The sequence below is a fragment of the Bacillus sp. FSL K6-2839 genome (assembly GCF_038003365.1).
Lineage (GTDB): Bacteria > Bacillota > Bacilli > Bacillales > Bacillaceae > Bacillus.
The window spans coordinates 1,879,396-1,900,020 of record NZ_JBBOOZ010000001.1 but is presented as its reverse complement, the minus strand read 5'-3'; the positions used below and the strand labels follow the sequence as shown (position 1 = coordinate 1,900,020).

Annotated in this window: 22 protein-coding genes; 19 read left to right on the top strand and 3 right to left on the bottom strand. The window is 43.0% G+C overall.

Features of this window, described 5'->3' with window-relative positions; genetic code table 11:
• The first annotated feature begins 173 nt into the window (after positions 1 to 173).
• Entirely contained in the window at positions 174 to 911 is a 738-nt protein-coding gene (locus MHH26_RS09625; protein ID WP_307499896.1) for a glycerophosphodiester phosphodiesterase, read from the top strand.
• Between the two features lie 34 nt (positions 912 to 945).
• Here MHH26_RS09625 and MHH26_RS09620 read toward each other — a convergent pair whose 3' ends face one another.
• Entirely contained in the window at positions 946 to 1,182 is a 237-nt protein-coding gene (locus MHH26_RS09620) for a DUF2627 domain-containing protein (protein ID WP_307499895.1), read from the bottom strand.
• 149 nt (positions 1,183 to 1,331) lie between these two features.
• Here MHH26_RS09620 and MHH26_RS09615 point away from each other — a divergent pair, with 149 nt between their 5' ends.
• The 9 genes from MHH26_RS09615 to MHH26_RS09575 all read left to right on the top strand — a co-directional run bounded on the left by MHH26_RS09615 (position 1,332) and on the right by MHH26_RS09575 (position 11,752).
• Positions 1,332 to 3,404 (top strand): sigma-54 interaction domain-containing protein, encoded by a 2,073-nt coding sequence (locus MHH26_RS09615; RefSeq protein ID WP_307499894.1) that lies wholly within the window; start codon positions 1,332 to 1,334, stop codon positions 3,402 to 3,404.
• A 125-nt stretch (positions 3,405 to 3,529) separates the two neighbouring features.
• Positions 3,530 to 4,423, top strand: coding sequence for a phosphate butyryltransferase (yqiS, locus tag MHH26_RS09610; protein WP_034661238.1), 894 nt, complete (start codon positions 3,530 to 3,532; stop codon positions 4,421 to 4,423).
• A gap of 25 nt (positions 4,424 to 4,448) precedes the next feature.
• Entirely contained in the window at positions 4,449 to 5,543 is a 1,095-nt protein-coding gene (bcd, locus tag MHH26_RS09605; RefSeq protein ID WP_003215658.1) for a branched-chain amino acid dehydrogenase, read from the top strand.
• 33 nt (positions 5,544 to 5,576) lie between these two features.
• A complete protein-coding gene (buk, locus tag MHH26_RS09600) occupies positions 5,577 to 6,698 on the top strand; it encodes a butyrate kinase (RefSeq protein WP_370876250.1) in 1,122 nt (373 codons plus the stop codon).
• A complete protein-coding gene (gene lpdA / locus MHH26_RS09595) occupies positions 6,688 to 8,112 on the top strand; it encodes a dihydrolipoyl dehydrogenase (RefSeq protein ID WP_340973274.1) in 1,425 nt (474 codons plus the stop codon). The genes buk and lpdA overlap by 11 nt, the downstream gene beginning before the upstream one ends.
• A 17-nt stretch (positions 8,113 to 8,129) precedes the next feature.
• The gene (locus MHH26_RS09590; protein WP_095285375.1) at positions 8,130 to 9,122 is read left to right on the top strand and encodes a thiamine pyrophosphate-dependent dehydrogenase E1 component subunit alpha; all 993 of its coding nucleotides are present in this window, start codon (positions 8,130 to 8,132) and stop codon (positions 9,120 to 9,122) included.
• Between the two features lie 12 nt (positions 9,123 to 9,134).
• The gene (locus MHH26_RS09585; RefSeq protein WP_034661229.1) at positions 9,135 to 10,118 is read left to right on the top strand and encodes an alpha-ketoacid dehydrogenase subunit beta; all 984 of its coding nucleotides are present in this window, start codon (positions 9,135 to 9,137) and stop codon (positions 10,116 to 10,118) included.
• An 18-nt stretch (positions 10,119 to 10,136) separates the two neighbouring features.
• Positions 10,137 to 11,393, top strand: a complete 1,257-nt coding sequence (locus MHH26_RS09580; protein ID WP_106031018.1) for a dihydrolipoamide acetyltransferase family protein — start codon at positions 10,137 to 10,139, stop codon at positions 11,391 to 11,393.
• Between the two features lie 65 nt (positions 11,394 to 11,458).
• Positions 11,459 to 11,752 carry a YesK family protein gene (locus MHH26_RS09575; protein ID WP_034661226.1) on the top strand — a complete coding sequence of 98 codons (294 nt, stop codon included), beginning with the start codon at positions 11,459 to 11,461 and terminating at the stop codon, positions 11,750 to 11,752.
• A 15-nt stretch (positions 11,753 to 11,767) separates the two neighbouring features.
• On the opposite strand, the gene MHH26_RS09570 is transcribed toward MHH26_RS09575, so the two are convergent.
• Positions 11,768 to 12,661, bottom strand: a complete 894-nt coding sequence (locus MHH26_RS09570; protein WP_340973271.1) for a YegS/Rv2252/BmrU family lipid kinase — start codon at positions 12,659 to 12,661, stop codon at positions 11,768 to 11,770.
• Positions 12,662 to 12,830: 169 nt separating this feature from the next.
• Between MHH26_RS09570 and MHH26_RS09565 the strand changes: the two genes are divergently transcribed.
• The 6 genes from MHH26_RS09565 to MHH26_RS09540 all read left to right on the top strand — a co-directional run bounded on the left by MHH26_RS09565 (position 12,831) and on the right by MHH26_RS09540 (position 17,363).
• A complete protein-coding gene (locus tag MHH26_RS09565) occupies positions 12,831 to 13,268 on the top strand; it encodes a BrxA/BrxB family bacilliredoxin (RefSeq protein ID WP_034661224.1) in 438 nt (145 codons plus the stop codon).
• Between the two features lie 195 nt (positions 13,269 to 13,463).
• Positions 13,464 to 14,228: a transporter substrate-binding domain-containing protein gene (locus tag MHH26_RS09560; RefSeq protein WP_307499890.1), complete on the top strand. Its 765-nt coding sequence runs from the start codon at positions 13,464 to 13,466 to the stop codon at positions 14,226 to 14,228.
• Between the two features lie 126 nt (positions 14,229 to 14,354).
• Positions 14,355 to 15,011 (top strand): amino acid ABC transporter permease, encoded by a 657-nt coding sequence (locus MHH26_RS09555; protein WP_003215691.1) that lies wholly within the window; start codon positions 14,355 to 14,357, stop codon positions 15,009 to 15,011.
• Positions 15,004 to 15,726 (top strand): amino acid ABC transporter ATP-binding protein, encoded by a 723-nt coding sequence (locus tag MHH26_RS09550; protein ID WP_106031019.1) that lies wholly within the window; start codon positions 15,004 to 15,006, stop codon positions 15,724 to 15,726. Before MHH26_RS09555 ends, MHH26_RS09550 begins: the two co-directional genes overlap by 8 nt.
• A 120-nt stretch (positions 15,727 to 15,846) precedes the next feature.
• Entirely contained in the window at positions 15,847 to 16,800 is a 954-nt protein-coding gene (locus tag MHH26_RS09545; RefSeq protein WP_034661221.1) for an aromatic acid exporter family protein, read from the top strand.
• Between the two features lie 53 nt (positions 16,801 to 16,853).
• Entirely contained in the window at positions 16,854 to 17,363 is a 510-nt protein-coding gene (locus MHH26_RS09540; protein WP_307499888.1) for a L,D-transpeptidase, read from the top strand.
• A 38-nt stretch (positions 17,364 to 17,401) separates the two neighbouring features.
• Here the strand turns inward: MHH26_RS09540 and prli42 are convergent, their stop codons facing one another.
• A complete protein-coding gene (gene prli42, locus MHH26_RS09535) occupies positions 17,402 to 17,494 on the bottom strand; it encodes a stressosome-associated protein Prli42 (RefSeq protein ID WP_149865350.1) in 93 nt (30 codons plus the stop codon).
• 102 nt (positions 17,495 to 17,596) lie between these two features.
• On the opposite strand from prli42, the gene mce reads away from it, so the two are divergent.
• From mce to MHH26_RS09520, 3 genes are read left to right on the top strand one after another with little or no spacing between them, the layout of a single operon-like run.
• Positions 17,597 to 18,019 carry a methylmalonyl-CoA epimerase gene (gene mce, locus MHH26_RS09530; protein WP_340973268.1) on the top strand — a complete coding sequence of 141 codons (423 nt, stop codon included), beginning with the start codon at positions 17,597 to 17,599 and terminating at the stop codon, positions 18,017 to 18,019.
• Positions 18,006 to 19,475: an acyl-CoA carboxylase subunit beta gene (locus MHH26_RS09525; protein WP_307499885.1), complete on the top strand. Its 1,470-nt coding sequence runs from the start codon at positions 18,006 to 18,008 to the stop codon at positions 19,473 to 19,475. The genes mce and MHH26_RS09525 overlap by 14 nt, the downstream gene beginning before the upstream one ends.
• Positions 19,476 to 19,491: 16 nt before the next feature.
• Positions 19,492 to 20,613: a M20/M25/M40 family metallo-hydrolase gene (locus MHH26_RS09520; RefSeq protein ID WP_034661216.1), complete on the top strand. Its 1,122-nt coding sequence runs from the start codon at positions 19,492 to 19,494 to the stop codon at positions 20,611 to 20,613.
• Positions 20,614 to 20,625 lie beyond the last annotated feature (12 nt).

The following is a 20,625-nucleotide window of genomic DNA, read 5'->3' as shown; positions in this document are numbered from 1 at the left end:
CTTTTTGCTCTTGACGCAGAGACGACAGAGCAAGCCATCAGAGCGATTACGTGATCGAATTTATCTGTGAGCCTCTTCGTACTAATCAGAAGAGGTTTTTTTATGTGCTCAAACTGGAAAAACGAAAAGAGACACGTCATAATGAAAGGAAGCATCATACTTAGAGGTGACCTATGACGAAAATTTTTGCACACAGAGGTTTTAAAGGAATCTACCCTGAAAATACCATGATAGCCTTTGAGCAAGCACTCCATTCTGGAGCTGACGGAATTGAGCTCGATGTTCAGCTGACGAAAGATGGCAAGCTTGCTGTCATTCACGATGAGAAGCTGAACAGAACAACGAATATGAAGGGATTAGTGAAAGACCATACATATGAAGAGTTAAAAGCAGGAGATGCGAGTCATTCTTTCTATGAAGAAACCGGTGCTGTATCCATTCCTCTTTTAGAGGAAGTATTGGAGCTAGTGACGCAGCAACCATCACTCATCATCAATATTGAACTGAAAAATTCCATTTATCGATATCCTGGTATTGAAGAGAAAGTAAAGGAGCAAATTGAACACTTTCAAATAGAAGATCGTGTACTTGTCTCATCGTTTCATCATGGGAGTTTAGCTCTTTTTCACAAGCTGATGCCGCATGTTGAGCTTGCTGTTCTCACAATGGATGTGATTCATCAGCCGGAGATGTACTTAAAAACAGTGCCTGCAAGAGGTTATCATCCGAATATAAAGGGCGCAGGGGTGACAAAAGAAGTCGTGTCGGCTCTCCGTGCCGCTCAGCAAGTGATCAGGCCGTTTACGGTAAACAGTGAAAAGCAGATGAAAAGCATGTTTTCCTTAGGTGTCGATGGAATTTTCACTGATTTTCCTGACAGAGCTGTCAAAATAAGAGAAGAAATGAAATAAAGACCTGCTATCAAAAGCGGGTCTTTTTTTATGTCTATCTCTGCTTAAAGCGGGTGGTCACTTTATTGTGTTTGCGATCTCTATATAAAATAAAGCCAGCGACTACATAAAGACCTCCTCCTAAAAATAATAAACCTGCAATTCCTTGCAGCCATAAAAATGGAAATGGTGCAATGATGATGCCGAAAACCGTGTCACGCAGCAGCTTAATCCCAAGTGCAGCAAGCGCACCAGGTATTAAAATAATCACTAATGCAAGTATTCTCCCCATCAAATGTCCCCTTAAACGTCATTTACTTCCATTGTCTAATTCAAAAAATATTTTGTCAAGAAAGGAAAACGTGGTAATATAAGAGTTGTGCAATTTTTTGCAACGGAAAAATATGGTGTGCAAATTTTTTCATATAAAGGGGTAACGGGATGCAGAGAGTCTTGATTGTCGGTGCAGGACACGGTGGATCAATATTGCTTGAAACATTGCTGAAAACAAATATGATTCAAATCGTTGCGATCGCCGACCTTGATCTTGGGGCACCGGGGATGGTAGAAGCGAAAAAGAATGGAATCGATACGACAACGGATTGGAAAGAATACATAAAAGATGACATTGATATCATCATTGAAACAACGGGCAGTTCAGCTGTGCTTAAAGAACTGATGAAAGAAAAACGAGAGCATGCTGTCATTGTTCCGAGTTCGATGGCATACGTCATATCAGAATTAATGTCAGAAAAGCATCAGCTCATTCAAATATTAAAGGAACAAACCTATAAACATGACCGCATTTTTAATGCAACGAACGATGGCATGATTTTTATTAATATGGATGAAGAAGTCGTCCTATTTAATCGGTCGGCTGCCAAAATGGTTGGATGTTCGCAAAAAGATGCGATTGGCCGTCACATACGTGAAGTCATTCCAAACACAAAGCTTCCTGATATTTTAAGATCGAGGGAGCCTGAATTTAATCAAAAACAATTTCTGAATCAGCAAATACAAATTGTCACAACGCGTTTGCCAATTATTGATGACGCAGGAAGAATGCTGGGCGCTTTATCGATCTTCAAAGATATTACAGATGCGGTGGAGCTTGCGGAGGAAGTCACAAACCTCAAAGAAGTGCGGACAATGCTTGAGGCCATTATTCAATCATCGGATGAAGCGATATCCGTCGTAGATGAGCAGGGGAAAGGAATTTTAATCAACCGAGCTTACACGAAAATGACGGGGTTAACAGACAAAGAAGTTGTGGGCAAACCAGCAGGTGCGGATATTTCTGAAGGAGAAAGCATGCATTTGAAGGTGCTTGAAACGAGAAGGCCGGTTCGAGGCGTTAGAATGAAAGTCGGACCAAATAAGAAGGATGTGATCGTCAACGTAGCGCCAGTGATCGTTGATGGCATTCTAAAAGGCAGTGTCGGCGTCATTCATGACGTATCAGAAATTCAATCACTCACCAATGAATTGAATAAAGCAAGACAGCTCATCCGTACACTTGAAGCAAAGTACACTTTTGAAGACATTATTGGAGAAAGTGAGCAAATGCTTGTGGCACTTGAGCAGGCAAAGCTAGGGGCAAAAACACCAGCCACCATTTTACTCAGGGGAGAATCAGGTACTGGGAAAGAGCTGTTCGCGCACGCTATACACAATGAAAGTGACCGGAAATATAATCGCTTTGTAAGAGTCAACTGTGCGGCCTTATCGGAAACCCTTTTAGAGTCAGAGCTTTTTGGCTACGAGGAAGGAGCGTTTTCTGGTGCAAGGCGCGGCGGTAAAAAAGGGCTGTTTGAAGAGGCAAATCACGGCAGTATTTTTTTGGATGAAATTGGTGAAATGACGCCAAGTACACAAGCAAAATTATTACGCGTCATGCAGGAGAAAGAAATTGTCAGAGTAGGCGGAACAAAAGCCATACCTGTTGATGTACGTGTGATCACCGCAACAAATGTCAATATTGAAAAAGCGATGGCGGAAGGAAAATTCAGAGAGGACTTATATTATCGCATGAACAGATATCCGATCTCTATTCCGCCGCTAAGGCAGCGCCTTGAAGATATTGACTCCTTAAGCAAACGTCTCATCCAGAAGATCAATTTAGACTATGGACGAAATGTGAGCGGCTTAACGGAAGGGGCGCTCGATAGACTTCGATCCTACAGCTGGCCTGGAAACGTAAGAGAACTGGAAAATGTCCTTGGACGAGCCATGATCTTTTTGAACCCGCAAGAAGAATGGATCGATGAAGATCATATTTCCTTCATGGAGTCAGAAGAGCAGGAAGAAAAAGAGCAGCAGGAACTGGCTGTCAGTCAATTTGAGGGAGAGACACTTTCGGATGCTGTTGAGGCATTTGAAGAGCAGCTGATTAAACAAACCCTTGAAAAGCATCAATTCAACCGCACGAAAACAGCGAAAACGTTAGGGATTAGTATTCGAAACCTTTACTATAAAATGGATAAATATCAACTTGCAAAAGATAGCATGCAATAAAATGCATGTTACCTGCAAAAAATTGCATGTATTTCATGCGAAATGCCTTATGTCGCTGCATTTCAAGCTGGCACAGAACTTGCATATGAAAACCATGAACCGAGCATAAGGAAAGGTGGACATATATGAAGCTTGACGATCTGATTATGAAAGCCGCCCAGCTGCAAAATAAAACTGCTGCTGTGGCTCATGCAGAAGACGAAGAAGTGCTTCATGCCATCAAGATGGCAATTGAACGAAAGGTCGCTCGCTTCCTGCTGGTTGGGAACAAACGCAACCTAAAGGAGCTGGTGAAACAGCATGAGATCAATGAGGACTGGATAGATATTATTCATTCGGATTCTCCTGAAGAATCAGCCAAAATTGCCGTGCAGGCAGTGAGTGAGAAGCATGCAGATATATTGATGAAGGGGCATGTCCCGACAGCCGTTCTTTTAAAAGCGGTACTGAATAAAGAGTACGGGCTGCGGACAGCGAGTGTCCTATCACATGTCGCGGCATTCGAAGTGCCGGGCTTTGATCGTTTTATTTATGTCACGGATTCTGCGATGAACATCGCGCCCGATTTAAATATGCTCAAAGAGATCACGATCAATGCTGTTCAAGTAGCACAAGCTGTCGGAAACGACATGCCAAAGGTGGCAGTGTTATCTGCGGTAGAGGTCGTGAACCCGGCAATGGATTCAACTTTGACAGCGGCAAGTCTGGCACAAATGAATAGGCGAGGTCAAATTTCTGGTTGCCTCATTGACGGGCCTCTTGCTTTAGACAATGCCATTTCTCAAACGGCAGCTTCTCATAAAAATATTACAAGTGATGTCGCCGGTCATGCAGATATTTTGCTTGTGCCAACGATTGAAGCAGGGAACATTCTTTATAAATCTCTCATCTACTTTGCACATGCAAAGGTGGGAGCTGTGGTGGCAGGAGCGAAGGCGCCGATTGCCTTAACAAGCCGGTCGGATACAGCCGAAAGTAAGCTTTATTCAATTGCACTTGCCATCTGTACATCAAATTAAGCGGAAGTCATAGGAGGAATAAACAATGGAACTTTTTAAATATATGGAACGATACGATTATGAGCAGCTTGTATTTTGTCAGGATGAACAGTCTGGCTTAAAAGCCATTATTGCTATTCATGATACAACACTTGGGCCAGCACTAGGCGGGACGAGAATGTGGACGTATGAAAACGAAGAAGCAGCGATCGAAGATGCGTTACGTCTAGCAAGAGGGATGACTTATAAAAACGCAGCAGCAGGCCTGAATCTTGGCGGCGGGAAAACAGTCATCATCGGTGACCCGAGAAAAGATAAAAATGAAGAAATGTTCCGTGCGTTTGGACGCTACATTCAAGGATTGAATGGACGCTATATCACAGCGGAGGATGTCGGTACAACGGTAGAAGACATGGATCTTATTCATGAAGAAACAGACTTTGTGACAGGTATTTCTCCTGCATTTGGTTCTTCCGGAAATCCGTCTCCTGTTACGGCTTACGGTGTATATAAAGGGATGAAAGCTGCTGCCAAAGCTGCATTTGGGACCGATTCATTAGAAGGAAAAACAATTGCTGTCCAAGGTGTTGGGAATGTGGCCTACAATCTGTGTAAACACCTGCACGAAGAAGGCGCACAGCTGATTGTCACAGATATCAACAAAGACTCTGTAAAACGAGCTGTAGAAGACTTTGGTGCAAAAGCAGTAGACCCTGACGATATTTATGATCAAGCATGTGATATTTATGCACCATGTGCACTTGGTGCAACGATTAACGATGTAACGATTCCTAAGTTGAAAGCAAAGGTCATCGCAGGTGCAGCCAATAACCAGCTGAGAGAAACGCATCACGGCGATCTTATCCATGAAATGGGCATTGTCTATGCACCTGATTATGTGATCAATGCAGGCGGCGTGATTAACGTTGCTGATGAGCTTTATGGCTATAATGCAGATCGTGCGATGAAAAAAGTGGAAGGTATTTACCAAAATATTGAACGTGTCATTGAAATTTCAAACCGTGATGCCATTCCAACTTATAAAGCGGCAGACCGATTGGCAGAGGAGCGAATTGAAAGAATGCGCAAATCAAGAAGCCAATTCCTGCAAAATGGTCAACATATTTTAAGTCGTCGCTAATTTGAAGAATGAGTTGAAACGGAGGTTTTGTTTTTGCTGACAAAAGAATGGCGTATTCTCACAATCAATCCTGGCTCTACTTCAACAAAAATCGGTGTGTTTCACAATGAACGATCTATTTTTGAAACGACACTCAGACATACAGATGAGGAATTAAAGCAATTCCCACATATCATTGATCAATTTTCATTTCGTAAAGAAACAATCCTGAAAACGCTGCATGAACAAGGGATGAACATCTCGAAGTTTGATGCAGTGTGCGCACGCGGCGGCCTTCTCCGGCCTATCGAAGGAGGCACATATGAAGTCAATGAGCAAATGGCCCAAGACCTCAAAGAAGGATATGCCGGCCAGCATGCATCAAATCTTGGCGGTATCATTGCACGAGAAATTGCACTTGGCCTGAACATCCCAGCTTTTATTGTCGATCCAGTTGTGGTGGATGAGCTAAAACCAATTGCTCGTATTTCAGGGCTGCCAACGATTGAAAGAAAAAGCATCTTCCATGCATTAAATCAAAAAGCAGTCGCAAGAAAAACAGCTGCTTCCTTTGGGAAGCGCTACGAAGATTTGAACATGATTATTACGCATATGGGCGGCGGCGTCACCATTGGTGTACATGAAAAAGGAAAAGTCATTGATGTCAATAACGGACTGCATGGCGAAGGACCTTTCAGCCCGGAGCGAGCGGGGACCCTGCCAACAGGTGACCTCGTCAATCTTTGCTTTTCTGGTGAGTACAGCCAAGAGGAAATGCTGAAACGCATTATTGGTGAAGGCGGACTTGCGGGCTACCTTGGCACGACAGATGCTGTGAAAGTGGAGCGCATGATTGAAGCAGGCGATGAACGGGCGGCGCTGATTTATGAAGCGATGTGCTATCAAATTGCCAAGGAAATCGGTGCGGCTAGTGCTGTCTTAAAAGGAGCAGTTGACGTCATTGTGTTAACAGGCGGACTTGCGTACAGCAAACAAATTACATCAAGTATTAGAGGATACATTGACTGGATTTCAGATGTTGTCGTGTATCCAGGCGAAAATGAACTGCAATCCTTAGCAGAAGGTGCACTTCGTATTTTAAAAGAAGAAGAAACACCGAAAAAATACCCAAATGATCAACGAATGAAGAAAGGAGTGACAAGTCATGGCAACTGAATATGACCTCGTCATTCTTGGTGGAGGCACAGGCGGCTATGTAGCGGCCATCCGTGCCTCACAGCTTGGATTGAAAACAGCAGTTGTAGAAAAAGAAAAGCTTGGCGGAACATGTCTGCATAAAGGATGCATTCCGTCTAAAGCGCTGCTTAGAAGTGCAGAAGTCTATCAAACCGTCAAACGTGCTGCTGATTTTGGCGTTGAGGCAAACGGCATTGCCTTGCAATTTGCCAATGTGCAGAAAAGAAAAACAGAGATTGTAGAGAAACTAGCAGGCGGCGTCAAACACTTAATGAAACAAGGAAAAATTGATGTCTATGAAGGGATCGGCCGTATCCTTGGTCCATCTATCTTTTCACCAATGCCAGGAACCATCTCCGTAGAAATGACAAATGGAGATGAAAATGAAATGCTCATTCCAAAGCAGGTCATTATTGCAACAGGTTCAAGACCGCGGGTGCTGCCTGGGCTTGAAGCAGATGGGACGCACATTCTTTCATCAGATGATGCACTTGAACTGCCAGAGCTTCCACAGTCAATGCTCATTGTCGGCGGCGGGGTGATCGGAATTGAGTGGGCTTCCATGCTCAATGATTTTGGTGTGAAGGTGACTGTGATTGAATTTGCAGATCGCATATTGCCAACAGAGGATCATGACATTTCTAAAGAAATGGAAAAGCTTTTATCTAAAAAAGGCATCACCTTTGTGAAAAATGCGAAAGTACTGCCAGATACCGTCAAAAAGCAGGAGAATCTCGTGACGATTCAAGCAGAAAAGGATGGAGACATTCAGACGTTTGAAGCGGAAAAACTTCTTCTTTCAGTCGGCAGAGTACCAAATATTGAAGGCATTGGTCTTGAAAACACGGACATTCAAACAGAAAAACAAGGCATTGTCGTGAATGAACATTATCAAACAAAAGAATCGCATATTTATGCAATAGGAGATGTCATTGGCGGGCTTCAGCTGGCACATGTGGCTTCACACGAAGGCATGATTGCTGTGGAACATATGGCTGGGAAAGATCCAAAGCCGCTCGATGAAACGCTCGTATCTAAATGTGTCTACTCTCACCCAGAAACCGCTAGTGTTGGACTCACTGAACAGGCGGCAAAAGAGCAAGGCTTTGAAGTCAAAATAGGGAAATTCCCCTTTATGGCGATCGGAAAAGCGCTTGTGTACGGGGAGTCTGATGGATTCGTCAAAATCATTGCTGATCAAAAGACAGATGATATTTTAGGGATTCATATGATTGGTCCTCATGTCACAGATATGATATCTGAAGCTGGATTAGCCAAAGTACTTGATGCAACACCGTGGGAAGTGGGGCAAACGATCCACCCGCACCCTACCTTATCAGAAGCGATTGGTGAGGCAGCTCTTGCTGTTGACGGGAAGGCGATCCATTTTTAATCAAGGAGGGAAATAAGATGAGTAACATGCGTCATCATGAATTAGGATTATCAGATGAACAAGCAATTGATATATATAGAACAATGCTTCTAGCAAGAAAAATTGATGAACGGATGTGGCTTTTAAACCGTTCTGGTAAAATTCCATTCGTCATTTCTTGTCAAGGACAGGAAGCGCAGCAAGTCGGTGCTGCTTTTGCTCTCAATAGACAAGAGGATTACGTCTTACCTTACTACCGTGATATGGGGGTTGTCCTCGCATTTGGGATGACAGCAAAAGATTTAATGATGTCTGGTTTCGCAAAACAAGACGATCCAAACTCGGGCGGAAGACAGATGCCAGGTCATTTTGGACAAAAATCAAATCGAATTGTGACGGGATCTTCACCTGTCACAACGCAGGTTCCTCATGCAGTGGGGATTGCACTTGCTGGACGTCTGGAGCAGAAAAACTTTGTCAGCTTTGTCACGTTCGGTGAGGGCTCTTCAAACCAAGGTGATTTCCACGAAGGCGCTAACTTCGCTGCTGTGCATAAGCTGCCTGTTATTTTCATGTGTGAAAACAATAAGTACGCGATTTCCGTGCCGTATGACAAACAAGTGGCATGTGAACGCATTTCAGATCGTGCAATTGGGTACGGAATGCCTGGTGTAACCGTTGATGGCAATGATCCGCTTGAAGTATATGCCGCTGTCAAAGAAGCGAGAGACCGTGCGGCAAGAGGCGAAGGGCCAACGTTGATTGAAACGATCTCTTACCGTTTAACTGCGCATTCAAGTGATGATGATGATTCAAGCTATCGAGAAAAAGAAGAAGTGCTCGAAGCGAGAAAGAAAGATCCGCTCATCCAATATGAAACGTATTTAATCGAAGGAAACGTCATGACTTCTGAAATGAAAGAAGAGATGACAAAAGAAATCATGCAAATCGTAAACGAAGCGACTGATGAAGCGGAAAACGCTGCTTATGCTGATGCAGAAAGCGCACTTCGTTACGTGTATGCGGAGTAAGGGGGAAGAAAAATGCCTGTTATGTCATATATAGACGCCATTACACTGGCGATGAAAGAAGAAATGGAACGAGATCCAAAAGTGTTTGTGCTCGGAGAGGATGTCGGGAAAAAGGGCGGCGTATTTAAAGCGACAGCGGGTCTTTATGAGCAATTCGGAGAGGCGCGCGTCATGGATACACCTCTTGCAGAATCAGCCATTGCTGGTGTAGGTATTGGGGCAGCGATGTATGGAATGCGCCCAATTGCGGAGATGCAATTTGCGGATTTCATTATGCCTGCAATCAACCAAATCATTTCAGAGGCTGCGAAAATCAGATACCGCTCAAATAACGATTGGAGCTGTCCAATGGTCATCCGCGCACCTTACGGGGGCGGTGTACACGGGGCGCTTTATCATTCACAATCGGTTGAAGCGATTTTTGCCAATCAGCCTGGTTTGAAGATTGTCATGCCTTCTACACCTTATGATGTAAAAGGTCTTTTAAAGGCTGCGGTGCGTGATCCAGATCCTGTATTGTTCTTTGAACACAAACGTGCCTACCGTCTCATCAAAGGAGAAGTACCTGAGGAGGATTACACACTCCCTATTGGAAAAGCAGATGTGAAACGTGAAGGCGATGATATCACGGTCATTACATATGGCCTCTGTGTCCATTTTGCGCTGCAAGCAGCAGACCGCCTTGCAAAAGACGGCATTTCTGCTCATATTCTCGATTTGAGAACAGTGTACCCGCTTGATCAGGAAGCCATTATTGAAGCGGCATCAAAAACAGGCAAAGTGCTTCTTCTAACGGAAGATACAAAAGAGGGCAGCATCATGAGTGAGGTAGCGGCGATCATTTCGGAGCATTGCTTATTTGATTTAGACGCACCAATCAAACGTCTAGCCGGACCAGAAATCCCGGCAATGCCTTATGCGCCGCCAATGGAAAAATTCTTCATGGTCAATCCAGATAAGGTAGAAGCTGAAATGAGAGAGCTAGCGGCGTTTTAAGAAAGAGGAGGGTTTCAAGTGGCAATTGAACAAATGAAAATGCCTCAGCTAGGTGAAAGTGTAACAGAAGGAACCATTAGCAAATGGCTCGTTTCACCTGGCGATCATGTGAATAAATACGATCCGATTGCGGAAGTCATGACGGATAAAGTGAACGCAGAAGTCCCGTCATCTTTTACAGGAACGATTACAAAGCTATCGGCTGAAGAAGGCGATACGCTGCAAGTAGGAGAAGTGTTCTGTGAAATTGAAGTAGAGGGCAGCTCGCAGCAGAGTGCGAAAGAAGAAGCGGCACCTGAGCAAAGTGAAGCACCTGAAGCAGATCAAACAAAAGAGAATCAAAGTCAAAAGAAACGCTACTCTCCAGCAGTCCTTCGTTTAGCAGATGAGCACAGCATTGATTTAGCGGCTGTTCAAGGAACCGGAGCAGGCGGACGAATCACAAGAAAAGATTTACTTCAGCTCATTGAAAACGGCGGCGTACAAGAGAAGGCAGCACCTGTTAATGAACAGGCGGCAAAGCCGGAGCCTGCGCAGCCATCAAAACCAAAAGCGGCGCCTTCCGTCTCTACAATGCCTGGTGATGTTGAACTGCCAGTCACGCCAATTAGGCAGGCGATTGCGGCAAATATGCTGAGAAGCAAACATGAAATTCCGCACGCATGGACGATGATGGAAGTCGATGTGACAAACCTTGTGACAAGAAGAAATCAGCTCAAGGACCAATTTAAAGCAAAAGAAGGCTTTAATTTGACGTTCTTTGCGTTCTTTGTCAAAGCAGTGGCTCAGGGCTTAAAGGAATTCCCAGAAATGAACAGCATGTGGGCTGGAGATAAAATTGTTCAAAAGAAAGCAATCAATGTCTCGATTGCTGTTGCGACTGATGACGCTCTTTTTGTTCCAGTCATTAAGGATGCGGATGAAAAAACGATTAAGGGCATCGCCAAAGAAATTCATGAGCTTGCTTCCAAGGTGAGACAAGGAACGCTGAAGCAAAGTGACATGGAAGGCGGCACCTTTACTGTAAATAACACGGGATCATTTGGTTCTATACAATCCATGGGAATCATTAATTACCCGCAAGCGGCGATTTTACAAGTAGAATCGATCGTGAAGCGTCCAATGATTGTAAATGGCATGATTGCAGCAAGAGACATGGTCAACCTTTGTCTTTCATTAGATCACAGAGTACTTGATGGTCTTGTATGCGGCAGATTCCTTCAACGAATAAAACAAATCCTTGAAGGCATTGACGAGCAGACATCTGTTTACTAAAACAAGAATGTCCCCCTCCCGGTATGGAGAGGGGGATTTCTACATAATGAGAAAGGAGCGGTGATATGTCTGGATTAGACTTTTTTGCGTTTTTAACGGTTGGACTCATGTTTATCACAGCAATTGCGTTCGCTTTTCTTCGATATATTTCTAAATCACGCAATCATCCTGAAAGATTACTACTCATCATATCAATCGTTTCAATGATTCAAATTGTGTATTGCTTGCTGATTGTCGGTGGATTTAAAGGAGCAGCAAATAGTCTCTTAGGAATTTCTCTTCTTGCCGGGACGCTGCTTGGCTATGCACTTGAATATTTATACAGACGCTATATCAAAAAAACGCCCGAAAAAGAATGATCTCGGGCGTTTTCTTTATTCTGCTGGAACAATAAAGGTCAAATGCTGTTTTAACGCTTCTAAAGAAGTTGGGGCTGTCATATACACTTCGCCATCTGTATCAGCATCCATTTCCTCCTTTGTGTTGATCTGAATATTGGATGCTTGAATGAGGGAGAGGTCGCCGGTGAAATCCTCCAGTTCTTCCCGGTTCATAGAAAAGATTTCTTTTAGAGCAGAGAAGCTCGTATTTCTGCAAATTAAGATTTCTGCTTTCCCATCATCAATTGCTGCATTGGGCAAATCAATTTTATTTGTCCCGATGAAATGTCCATTCATGACAAGAACGATGACGGCTTCTTCTTCCCAGCTTTCCTCCTCTGTTTCAATTCGTACGTGAAAAGGATCTGTTTGCTGCAAGGTGCGCAGGGCACTTGTGAAGTAGCTGATTTTGCCGAGTACAGCTTTTTCCTTGTCATTAATATTGTTGGATGTGTCTGCAATCAGCCCGATGCCCCAAAAGTTTAACAAGTATCGATCTCCTGCTTTGATTAAGTCGACCTTCTTTTCTATGCCGTCTACAATCATTTGAGCGGCTTTTTGCATTTGTTGCGGAATACCAAGCGTTCTAGAAAAGTCATTGCATGTCCCGCCTGGTAATATCGCTACAGCCGGCCTTTTTTCTAAACCGCCGATGCCATTCATGCATTCATGCACGGTTCCATCTCCGCCTAATATGATAAGCAATTCTATCGTCTCATCAATTGCACGACAGAATTGATAAGCATCATTTGGCTGTTTTGTTGGTTTAAGAATGAGTTCATCAATATGTAGAGAAAGCAGAGGTACTGTTTGACCGAGAATTTTTTCCATGTTTTTTTGTCCAGCATTTCCATTATAAATGAGCATCGCTTTTTTGAATTGTGCCATCACGCAGTTCTCCCTTTCATCTCTTTATCATCACTTTTCCCCAATTTTGCGGCGTATAAACGATGTTCGGAAAAAGTGGGGGGATGAAAGACAACACATTTGCCCGCAGGCGTTTTCCTTGATATGATGTTGTTAAAATGGTTTTGGCATGCAAAAGGAGTGGACAGACATGAATATTGATTTTAATTTATTTATGAATGATATTGTGAAACAAGCGAGAGAAGAGATCAAACAGGCAGGCTATACTGAGCTTACATCATCTGAAGAGGTAGATGAAGCACTGTCTAAAAAAGGCACAGCACTTGTGATGGTGAATTCAGTATGCGGATGTGCTGGCGGTATTGCAAGACCAGCTGCAGGCTATTCTGTTCATTACGATAAGCGTCCAGATCAATTGCTGACAGTGTTTGCTGGACAAGACAAAGAGGCAACAGCAAGAGCCCGTGAATACTTTGAAGGCTTCCCGCCATCTTCACCATCCTTTGCATTATTAAAAGATGGAAAGATCATTAAAATGGTCGAACGTCATGAAATTGAAGGACACGAGCCAATGGAAGTCGTGTCAAAGCTTCAAGCTGCATTCGATGAGCATTGCGAAGAAATTTAATGTGTGACGTTTGAATGATGAAATAAAAAGCAGTCCGGTCTTTAGATCGGTCTGCTTTTTGTTTTATAAGACCATTGAATCAAAATAATTTTAGCAAAATACTATTGCATCTTAAAAAGAAAGTGTTTAAAATACATTATAGTGAATAAATATTCAAAACAATACATGATTTTAAATACTGGGAGGCATTATCTTATGAAAAAGTGGTTATTATTACTTATGACAGCTGGTCTTGCAGCTGCACTCGCAGCTTGCGGAACTTCTTCTAATAATTCAAACGCATCAGGAGATGACAAAACACTCGTTATGGCGACATCAGCAGATTATCCGCCATTTGAATCAAAAGAAGGAGATAAAATTGTCGGTTTTGATGTCGATCTTGCAACAGCACTAGCGAAAAAGAACGGCTACAAGCTAGAAATTCAAGATATGGATTTTGCAAGCCTTGTATCAGCGCTTAAAACAAATAAAGCTGATATCGTCCTTGCAGGCATGACCCCTACAGAAAAACGAAAAAAACAATTAGATTTCTCTGATGTTTATTACAATGCTAAAAACTTAGTTGTCTCAAAGAAATCTAGCGGAATGAAAACAGAGAAAGACTTAAAAGATAAAACAGTCGGCGTTCAATTAGGTTCAATCCAGCAGGATGAAGCAAACGGTTTGCAAAAGAAATATAACTTAAAAGTGGAAGACCGTAATAAAATCTCTGATATCATTCAAGAAATCAAAGCAGGTCGTTTTGATGCAGCCATTATTGAAGATAAAGTAGCTGCTGGTTATTTGAAAAAAGAAAAAGACTTCCAAGCATTTGGATTGAATAGTTCAAACGAAGGTTCAGCCATTGCATTCAAGAAAAATAGCGACTTAACAGCTAAATTTAATAAATCATTAAAAGAAATGCAAGACAATGGCGAACTTGATAAATTAATTAAAAAATGGTTTGCTGATGAAAAGTAAGTCAGGAAAAGGATCAGCGTCATTCATGAAAATCAAGTAGAAAGCGCTGAAAAGTTCAACTCGTGTTGAACTTTTTTCCTGTTTTATTTTTTGATTTCGTATGAAGGCAAAAAAAAGGAGAATGTCATGTTGGATTTTAAAGATGTAATACCTCAGATGCCCTTTATTTTAGAAGGGCTTAAGGTCACACTTTCTATTGTTGTGGTATCACTTTTTCTTGGATTTATCTTAGGGATTTTATTAACGCTTTGCAAAATTAGTGTATTTAAGCCGCTCATTTGGCTTGCAGATTTTTATACATCCATCTTCCGAGGCACACCGCTTGTGCTTCAATTGCTCATTATTTATTTTGGTCTGCCTCAGCTTCTCGGGTTTCAAATCGATCAATACTGGGCTGCTGTAGCGGCATTTTCACTAAACTCTGCGGCATACGTATCTGAAATTATTCGTGCTGGTATTAATGCGATTGATAAAGGTCAAAAAGAAGCAGCCGTTGCTTTAGGCATCCCTTATGCTAAAATGATGAAGGACTTATTGCTTCCGCAGGCATTTAAAAATATTTCACCTGCACTTGTGAACGAAACGATTACACTGACAAAAGAATCAGCTATTGTGACAGTCATTGGACTGGGAGATGTCATGAGACGAGCTTACCAAGCAGGTGCCGTCACGTATAATTATCTTGAACCGCTTATTTTTGCGGGTCTGATCTATTATGTCATCGTGCTTGTTCTCACCTTTGTCGGCAAATCGGTGGAAAGGAAGTTAAAATCAAATGATTAACATAGAGAAACTCACAAAATCTTTTGGCAAAAATGAAGTATTAAAAGGGATCGACACCACCATTAAAGAAGGGGAAGTTGTCGCAGTCATTGGACCATCTGGTTCAGGAAAATCGACGTTTCTTCGCTGCATCAACTTGCTTGAAAAGCCGACTACTGGTGTCATTACAATTAAGGATACTGAAATCACAAACCCAAAAACCAATGCACTAAAAGTGCGTGAGAATATCGGAATGGTGTTTCAGCATTTCCACCTGTTCCCGCATAAAACCGTGCTGGAAAATATCACGTATGCGCCAATGAATGTGAAGAATCAATCGAAGGAAGACAGCATCAAACAAGCTGAAGATCTGCTGAAAAAGGTAGGGCTTTTAGAGAAAAAAGATGATTTTCCGAACCGTTTGTCAGGCGGTCAAAAGCAGCGTGTGGCGATTGCACGTGCGCTTGCGATGACTCCAGACATCATGCTGTTTGACGAACCAACTTCTGCCTTAGATCCAGAGATGGTCAAGGAAGTCCTAGAGGTCATGAAAGAGCTTGCTCAATCTGGAATGACACTTGTGATCGTCACACATGAAATGGGCTTTGCAAAAGAAGTGGCTGACCGCGTGATCTTTATGGATGATGGGAAAATTGTAGAGGATGCAAACCCTGTGCAATTCTTTGAATCGCCGTCGTCACAGCGCGCGCAAGACTTCTTACAAAAAATATTATAAAGAAAAAAGAGAAGGCGACTTAACATCTCCTTCTTTTTTTGATTATAATGGGGAAAGTAAAAAAAGTTCATCATTTCACAAAAGTGAATGGAAACAAGACAGAAAAGAGTGAATCACATCATGTTTAAAATCGGCTACCGAACGCTGAAAACAGCACTAGGAACAGCGATCGCCATTTATATTGCACAACTGCTCGGCCTTCAAAATTATTCCGCTGCCGGGATTATTACGATCCTGTGTATTCAGGTGACGAAGAAACGGTCGCTCCTCGCATCAGGCGCCCGCTTTGCAGCTTGCAGTCTTGCCATTTTATTTTCTTATCTATTTTTCGATCTGATTGGATATCATCCTTTTGTGATTGGTCTGATGCTGCTTGTCTTTATTCCGACAACCGTTTTGCTCCGCATTAAAGAAGGGATTGTCACAAGTTCAGTCATCATTCTCCATTTATACATGTCCGGCGGGATTACCCTTCACCTCATCTGGAATGAGCTGCTGCTGATTACAATTGGTGTTGGCGTAGCACTTATCATGAACTTGTATATGCCAAGTGTCGATAAAAAGCTCAAACGCTACAGCGAACAGATTGAAGCCAACTTTGCAAAAATCTTTGAGGAAATCGAGCAATACTTAATGACAGGGAAACAAGACTGGACAGGAAAAGAAATACCAGAGACACATCAATTGATCAAAGAAGCGAAAGCTCTCGCATATCGTGATGTTGAAAACCATGTCCTAAGACATGAAAACCTGTATTATCATTATTTTAATATGAGGCAAAAGCAATTCGAAATCATTGAGCGTGTGCTTCCGAAAATCACGTCCATTTCCATCACAACAGAGCATGGGCAAATGATTGCCGAATACGTCAGAGACTTACGCGAACATATTCACCCAGGGAACACGGCGCATAAGTTTTTAAGACGTCTCATTGATATGAAAGAAGAGTTCGATAAGCTTCCGCTGCCGCAAACACGAGAAGAGTTTGAGGCGAGAGCTGCACTTTTTCATTTCCTCGGAGAAATGGAACAATATTTAGTACTGAAAAGCTATTTTAAAGGGATGAAAGAATAGAGACGCATGAGTTCCTCCTTCATTGGTCAATCTAATGAAAAAAGGAGGAGCCTATGCGTCTTTTATTTTATACCGTATTGACCATGTCCCTTTCACCTATCTGGCCGCTCGGACAAAACCCGCTTCCAGGAGACCCGTATGTCATTATTAATAAACAAACAAATGAACTTGCCTATATTGATCAAGGACAAATCCAAAAAATATATCCTGCTTCTACAGGGAAAACAGCCGATTTAACACCAGAAGGGGAATTTACCATTATGATCAAAGCGAAAGATCCTTATTACAGAAAAAAGAATATTGAAGGCGGTGCGAAGAATAACCCACTTGGCAGAAGGTGGATTGGATTTGATGCACGAGAAACAGATGGCAGAACGTACGGAATTCATGGGACGAGTGACGAAACATCGATTGGGAAATTTATCACGGCAGGCTGTGTGAGACTTCATAATCAAGATGTAGAGCTTCTATTTGACCAGCTTCCGATTGGGACAAAAGTATGGATTACAACATCAAGCGATTCATTTGAAAAGCTTGCCAAAGACAAACAGGCCATTCGTTGATTGAACGAATCACCTGCTTGTCTGCTTTTATTGAAACCTTATAAAAAGGTTGCTGCTCCTGCTAAAAGTGAAGAAATTAACAGCAGGCTAATCATGAGCAATACCATGAATTTCATAAATTTCTGAGACATATCGCACCCCTATAACCGAAGATTTTTTGCGACGAACGCACCTTTCTTTATTCTAGCTGGTTTTTTCAAATGCGACAAGTGATCAACAAAGGATGTGAATGGATGAATCAAATCGATCATATTGCCATTGCGGTCTTTTCTATTAAACAAACATCTCAACTCCTTCATCAGCTGTTTAACTGGCATTTTTCAGACATACAAGAGATTCCTGAGCAGGAGATTAAAGCGTCCTTCGCTTCACTTGATCATGTGCACATTGAATTAATTGAACCAATGTCAGACAGCAGTAAACTACATACCTTTTTAACAAAAAGAGGAGAGGGGCTCCATCATATTGCATTAAAGTCAGGAGACATTCAGGCAGATCTTAACCATCTTGAACACCTTGGCGTGCAGCTTCTCCAAAAATCAGCACAGAAGGGCGCAAGCGGCAAGCAGATTGCATTTATTTCACCTAAAGAAACGTTTGGTGTGCTATTCGAATTGTGCGAGCCCTTGAAAGGAGAAAAACATGGCAATGAATGAATCGTTCAATGACTTGTCTAAATGGCGGGAAAAAGCATTAATGGGCGGCGGTGAAAAACGAGCAGCCGCGCACAGAAACAAAGGAAAGCTATCGGTACGCCAGCGTCTGCATGAACTTCTTGACGGGGGCAGTTTCATGGAAATTCAGAGGTTTGCAACAGGCCGCATGTCAGAGCATGTCGGTGATGGCGTCGTCATTGGAACGGGACTTATTCATGGAAAGCCAGTATGTGTTTATGCACAAGATGCGACAGTGCATGGGGGCTCTTTAGGCGAGATACATGCCAAAAAAATTGCTTCACTAATGGATCTCGCAGCTAAAAATCAGATGCCGGTCATCGGTCTAAAAGACTCAGGTGGTGCGAGAATTCAAGAGGGTGTGGTATCATTAGAAGGATACGGACAGATTTTTAAACGAAATGTGCTGTACTCTGGTCAAATCCCGCAAATATCCGTTATTTTAGGCTCATGTGCTGGAGGTGCAGTCTATTCTCCTGCTTTGACTGATTTTGTCTTCATGACAGAACAAACAGCTCATATGTTTTTAACAGGTCCGAAAGTAATAGAAAAGGCAACAGGAGAAACGGTCTGTCCTGACCGTCTTGGCGGTGCAAGTGTTCAGCATCAGACAAGCGGGAATGTGCACTATACTGGGAAAGATGAGCAGGACGTGTTAAAGGCGGTTCGAACACTTTTAACGTACATACCAACGACTAAACAGCCTGACATGCACACTGAAGTGCAAAAGCATGACGCCGTTGATCCAGGCAAAATCTTGCCAAAGGATCCATCACGCACCTATGATGTCAAACAAGTGGTGACAGCGATCATCGATCCAGGCTCATTCTTTGAGACCCAGCCTTGTTTCTCAAAAAATATCGTCACAGGGTTTGCCAGATTAAAAGGGGCTCCAATTGGTGTAGTTGCCAATCAGCCAAAGGTGCTGGCAGGAAGCCTTGACCTTGACGCTGCCGATAAAGCGGCCAGGTTTATTCGATTTTGCGATGCGTTTCATATTCCGATCTTAACGCTTGTCGACGTCCCTGGTTTTTTACCAGGGGAGAAAGCCGAGCATGCGGGAATTATCCGTCACGGCGCAAAGCTTTTATATGCGTACGCTGAAGCGACCGTTCCAAAAATCACGGTGATTTTAAGAAAGGCGTTTGGCGGTGCATATGTCGCGATGAATAGCAAGGGCTTAGGCGCTGACTTTGTTTATGCATGGCCAGTGGCAGAAATTGATGTCATGGGGAAAACGTTCGCAGACGAAATCGTTCATCCAGCTTCGCGCGAGGTTGAGACGGAGCCAAGTGTATTAAAAGCGGCTCAGGCAGGGCTGATAGACGATATTATCATGCCGGCTGAAACGAGAGAGCGATTGATTCGCTCATTTGATTTGCTTCGCAGGAAGGAAGAAGATAGACCGTTAAAAAAGCATGGCAACATGCCGCTATAAGAGGAGGAGCATCATCATGATCAATGAAAAACGTTTACTAGATGAATTTTTAGAACTGGTTCAGATCGATTCGGAAACAAAACACGAAGAGAAAATTGTGGAAGTCTTAAAAGAAAAATTCTCGCAGCTTGGTCTTAAAGTGGTGGAAGACGACTCAAAAGCGAAAACTGGCCACGGTGCAGGCAACCTCATCTGTACACTGGAAGGCAATCAAGAGGCTGATACTATCTATTTCACTTCTCATATGGACACAGTTGTTCCCGGCAATGGCGTAAAACCAGTCATTGAAGACGGCTATGTGAAGACAGATGGAACAACCATTCTTGGTGCTGACGATAAAACAGGGCTTGCGGCTATGTTTGAAGCCATCCGCGTGCTGAAAGAGAAGAATTTACCGCATGGAACGATTGAATTTGTCATCACAGCAGGTGAGGAATCAGGACTTGTTGGAGCAAAAGCGTTAGATCCAAAATTGATGACAGCAGCATACGGCTATGCCCTTGATTCAGATGGCAAGGTCGGGACAATTATCGTAGCTGCGCCAACACAGGCGAAAGTACGCGCAACCATTTACGGAAAAACAGCTCACGCAGGTGTGGCACCTGAAAAAGGCGTGTCTGCGATTACCATTGCATCAAAAGCCATTGCCAGCATGCCGCTTGGCCGAATTGATGAAGAAACAACGGCGAATATCGGGCGTTTTGAAGGTGGAACGCAAACGAATATTGTGTGCGATCAAGTCGATATCCTTGCTGAAGCACGCTCTTTAGAACCTGCAAAAATGGAAGCACAAGTAGCGAAGATGAAAGAAGCCTTTGAAAAAACCGCTAAAGAAATGGGCGGAAGTGCCGATGTACAAATTGACATCATGTATCCAGGCTTCAAATTCTCTCACGGCGATCAAGTCGTAGAAGTGGCGAAAAAAGCGGCTGCGAAAATTGGCCGTCCATCAGAACTACAGACGAGCGGCGGAGGCAGTGATGCAAACGTCATTGCAGGAAACGGCGTCCCAACTGTCAACCTAGCTGTTGGATATGAAGATATTCATACGAAAAATGAGAAAATGCCGATTGAAGAATTAGTCAAAACAGCTGAAATGGTTCTCGCCATTATCGAAGAAACGACAAATCCATCGTAAAGGCAGGAGACT

Excerpts from the sequence above, each read along its gene's own strand:
- MHH26_RS09615 (WP_307499894.1), top strand. The coding sequence starts at position 1,332 with ATGCAGAGAGTCTTGATTGTCGGTGCAGGACACGGTGGATCAATATTG.
- MHH26_RS09540 (WP_307499888.1), top strand. The coding sequence starts at position 16,854 with ATGCGTCTTTTATTTTATACCGTATTGACCATGTCCCTTTCACCTATC.
- MHH26_RS09520 (WP_034661216.1), top strand. The coding sequence starts at position 19,492 with ATGATCAATGAAAAACGTTTACTAGATGAATTTTTAGAACTGGTTCAG.
- MHH26_RS09625 (WP_307499896.1), top strand. The coding sequence starts at position 174 with ATGACGAAAATTTTTGCACACAGAGGTTTTAAAGGAATCTACCCTGAA.
- MHH26_RS09555 (WP_003215691.1), top strand. The coding sequence starts at position 14,355 with ATGTTGGATTTTAAAGATGTAATACCTCAGATGCCCTTTATTTTAGAA.
- lpdA (WP_340973274.1), top strand. The coding sequence starts at position 6,688 with ATGGCAACTGAATATGACCTCGTCATTCTTGGTGGAGGCACAGGCGGC.
- prli42 (WP_149865350.1), bottom strand. The coding sequence starts at position 17,494 with ATGTCTCAGAAATTTATGAAATTCATGGTATTGCTCATGATTAGCCTG.
- MHH26_RS09575 (WP_034661226.1), top strand. The coding sequence starts at position 11,459 with ATGTCTGGATTAGACTTTTTTGCGTTTTTAACGGTTGGACTCATGTTT.
- MHH26_RS09620 (WP_307499895.1), bottom strand. The coding sequence starts at position 1,182 with ATGGGGAGAATACTTGCATTAGTGATTATTTTAATACCTGGTGCGCTT.
- mce (WP_340973268.1), top strand. The coding sequence starts at position 17,597 with ATGAATCAAATCGATCATATTGCCATTGCGGTCTTTTCTATTAAACAA.
- MHH26_RS09560 (WP_307499890.1), top strand. The coding sequence starts at position 13,464 with ATGAAAAAGTGGTTATTATTACTTATGACAGCTGGTCTTGCAGCTGCA.
- MHH26_RS09545 (WP_034661221.1), top strand. The coding sequence starts at position 15,847 with ATGTTTAAAATCGGCTACCGAACGCTGAAAACAGCACTAGGAACAGCG.
- MHH26_RS09565 (WP_034661224.1), top strand. The coding sequence starts at position 12,831 with ATGAATATTGATTTTAATTTATTTATGAATGATATTGTGAAACAAGCG.
- yqiS (WP_034661238.1), top strand. The coding sequence starts at position 3,530 with ATGAAGCTTGACGATCTGATTATGAAAGCCGCCCAGCTGCAAAATAAA.
- MHH26_RS09590 (WP_095285375.1), top strand. The coding sequence starts at position 8,130 with ATGAGTAACATGCGTCATCATGAATTAGGATTATCAGATGAACAAGCA.
- MHH26_RS09550 (WP_106031019.1), top strand. The coding sequence starts at position 15,004 with ATGATTAACATAGAGAAACTCACAAAATCTTTTGGCAAAAATGAAGTA.
- bcd (WP_003215658.1), top strand. The coding sequence starts at position 4,449 with ATGGAACTTTTTAAATATATGGAACGATACGATTATGAGCAGCTTGTA.
- MHH26_RS09570 (WP_340973271.1), bottom strand. The coding sequence starts at position 12,661 with ATGGCACAATTCAAAAAAGCGATGCTCATTTATAATGGAAATGCTGGA.
- MHH26_RS09585 (WP_034661229.1), top strand. The coding sequence starts at position 9,135 with ATGCCTGTTATGTCATATATAGACGCCATTACACTGGCGATGAAAGAA.
- MHH26_RS09525 (WP_307499885.1), top strand. The coding sequence starts at position 18,006 with ATGGCAATGAATGAATCGTTCAATGACTTGTCTAAATGGCGGGAAAAA.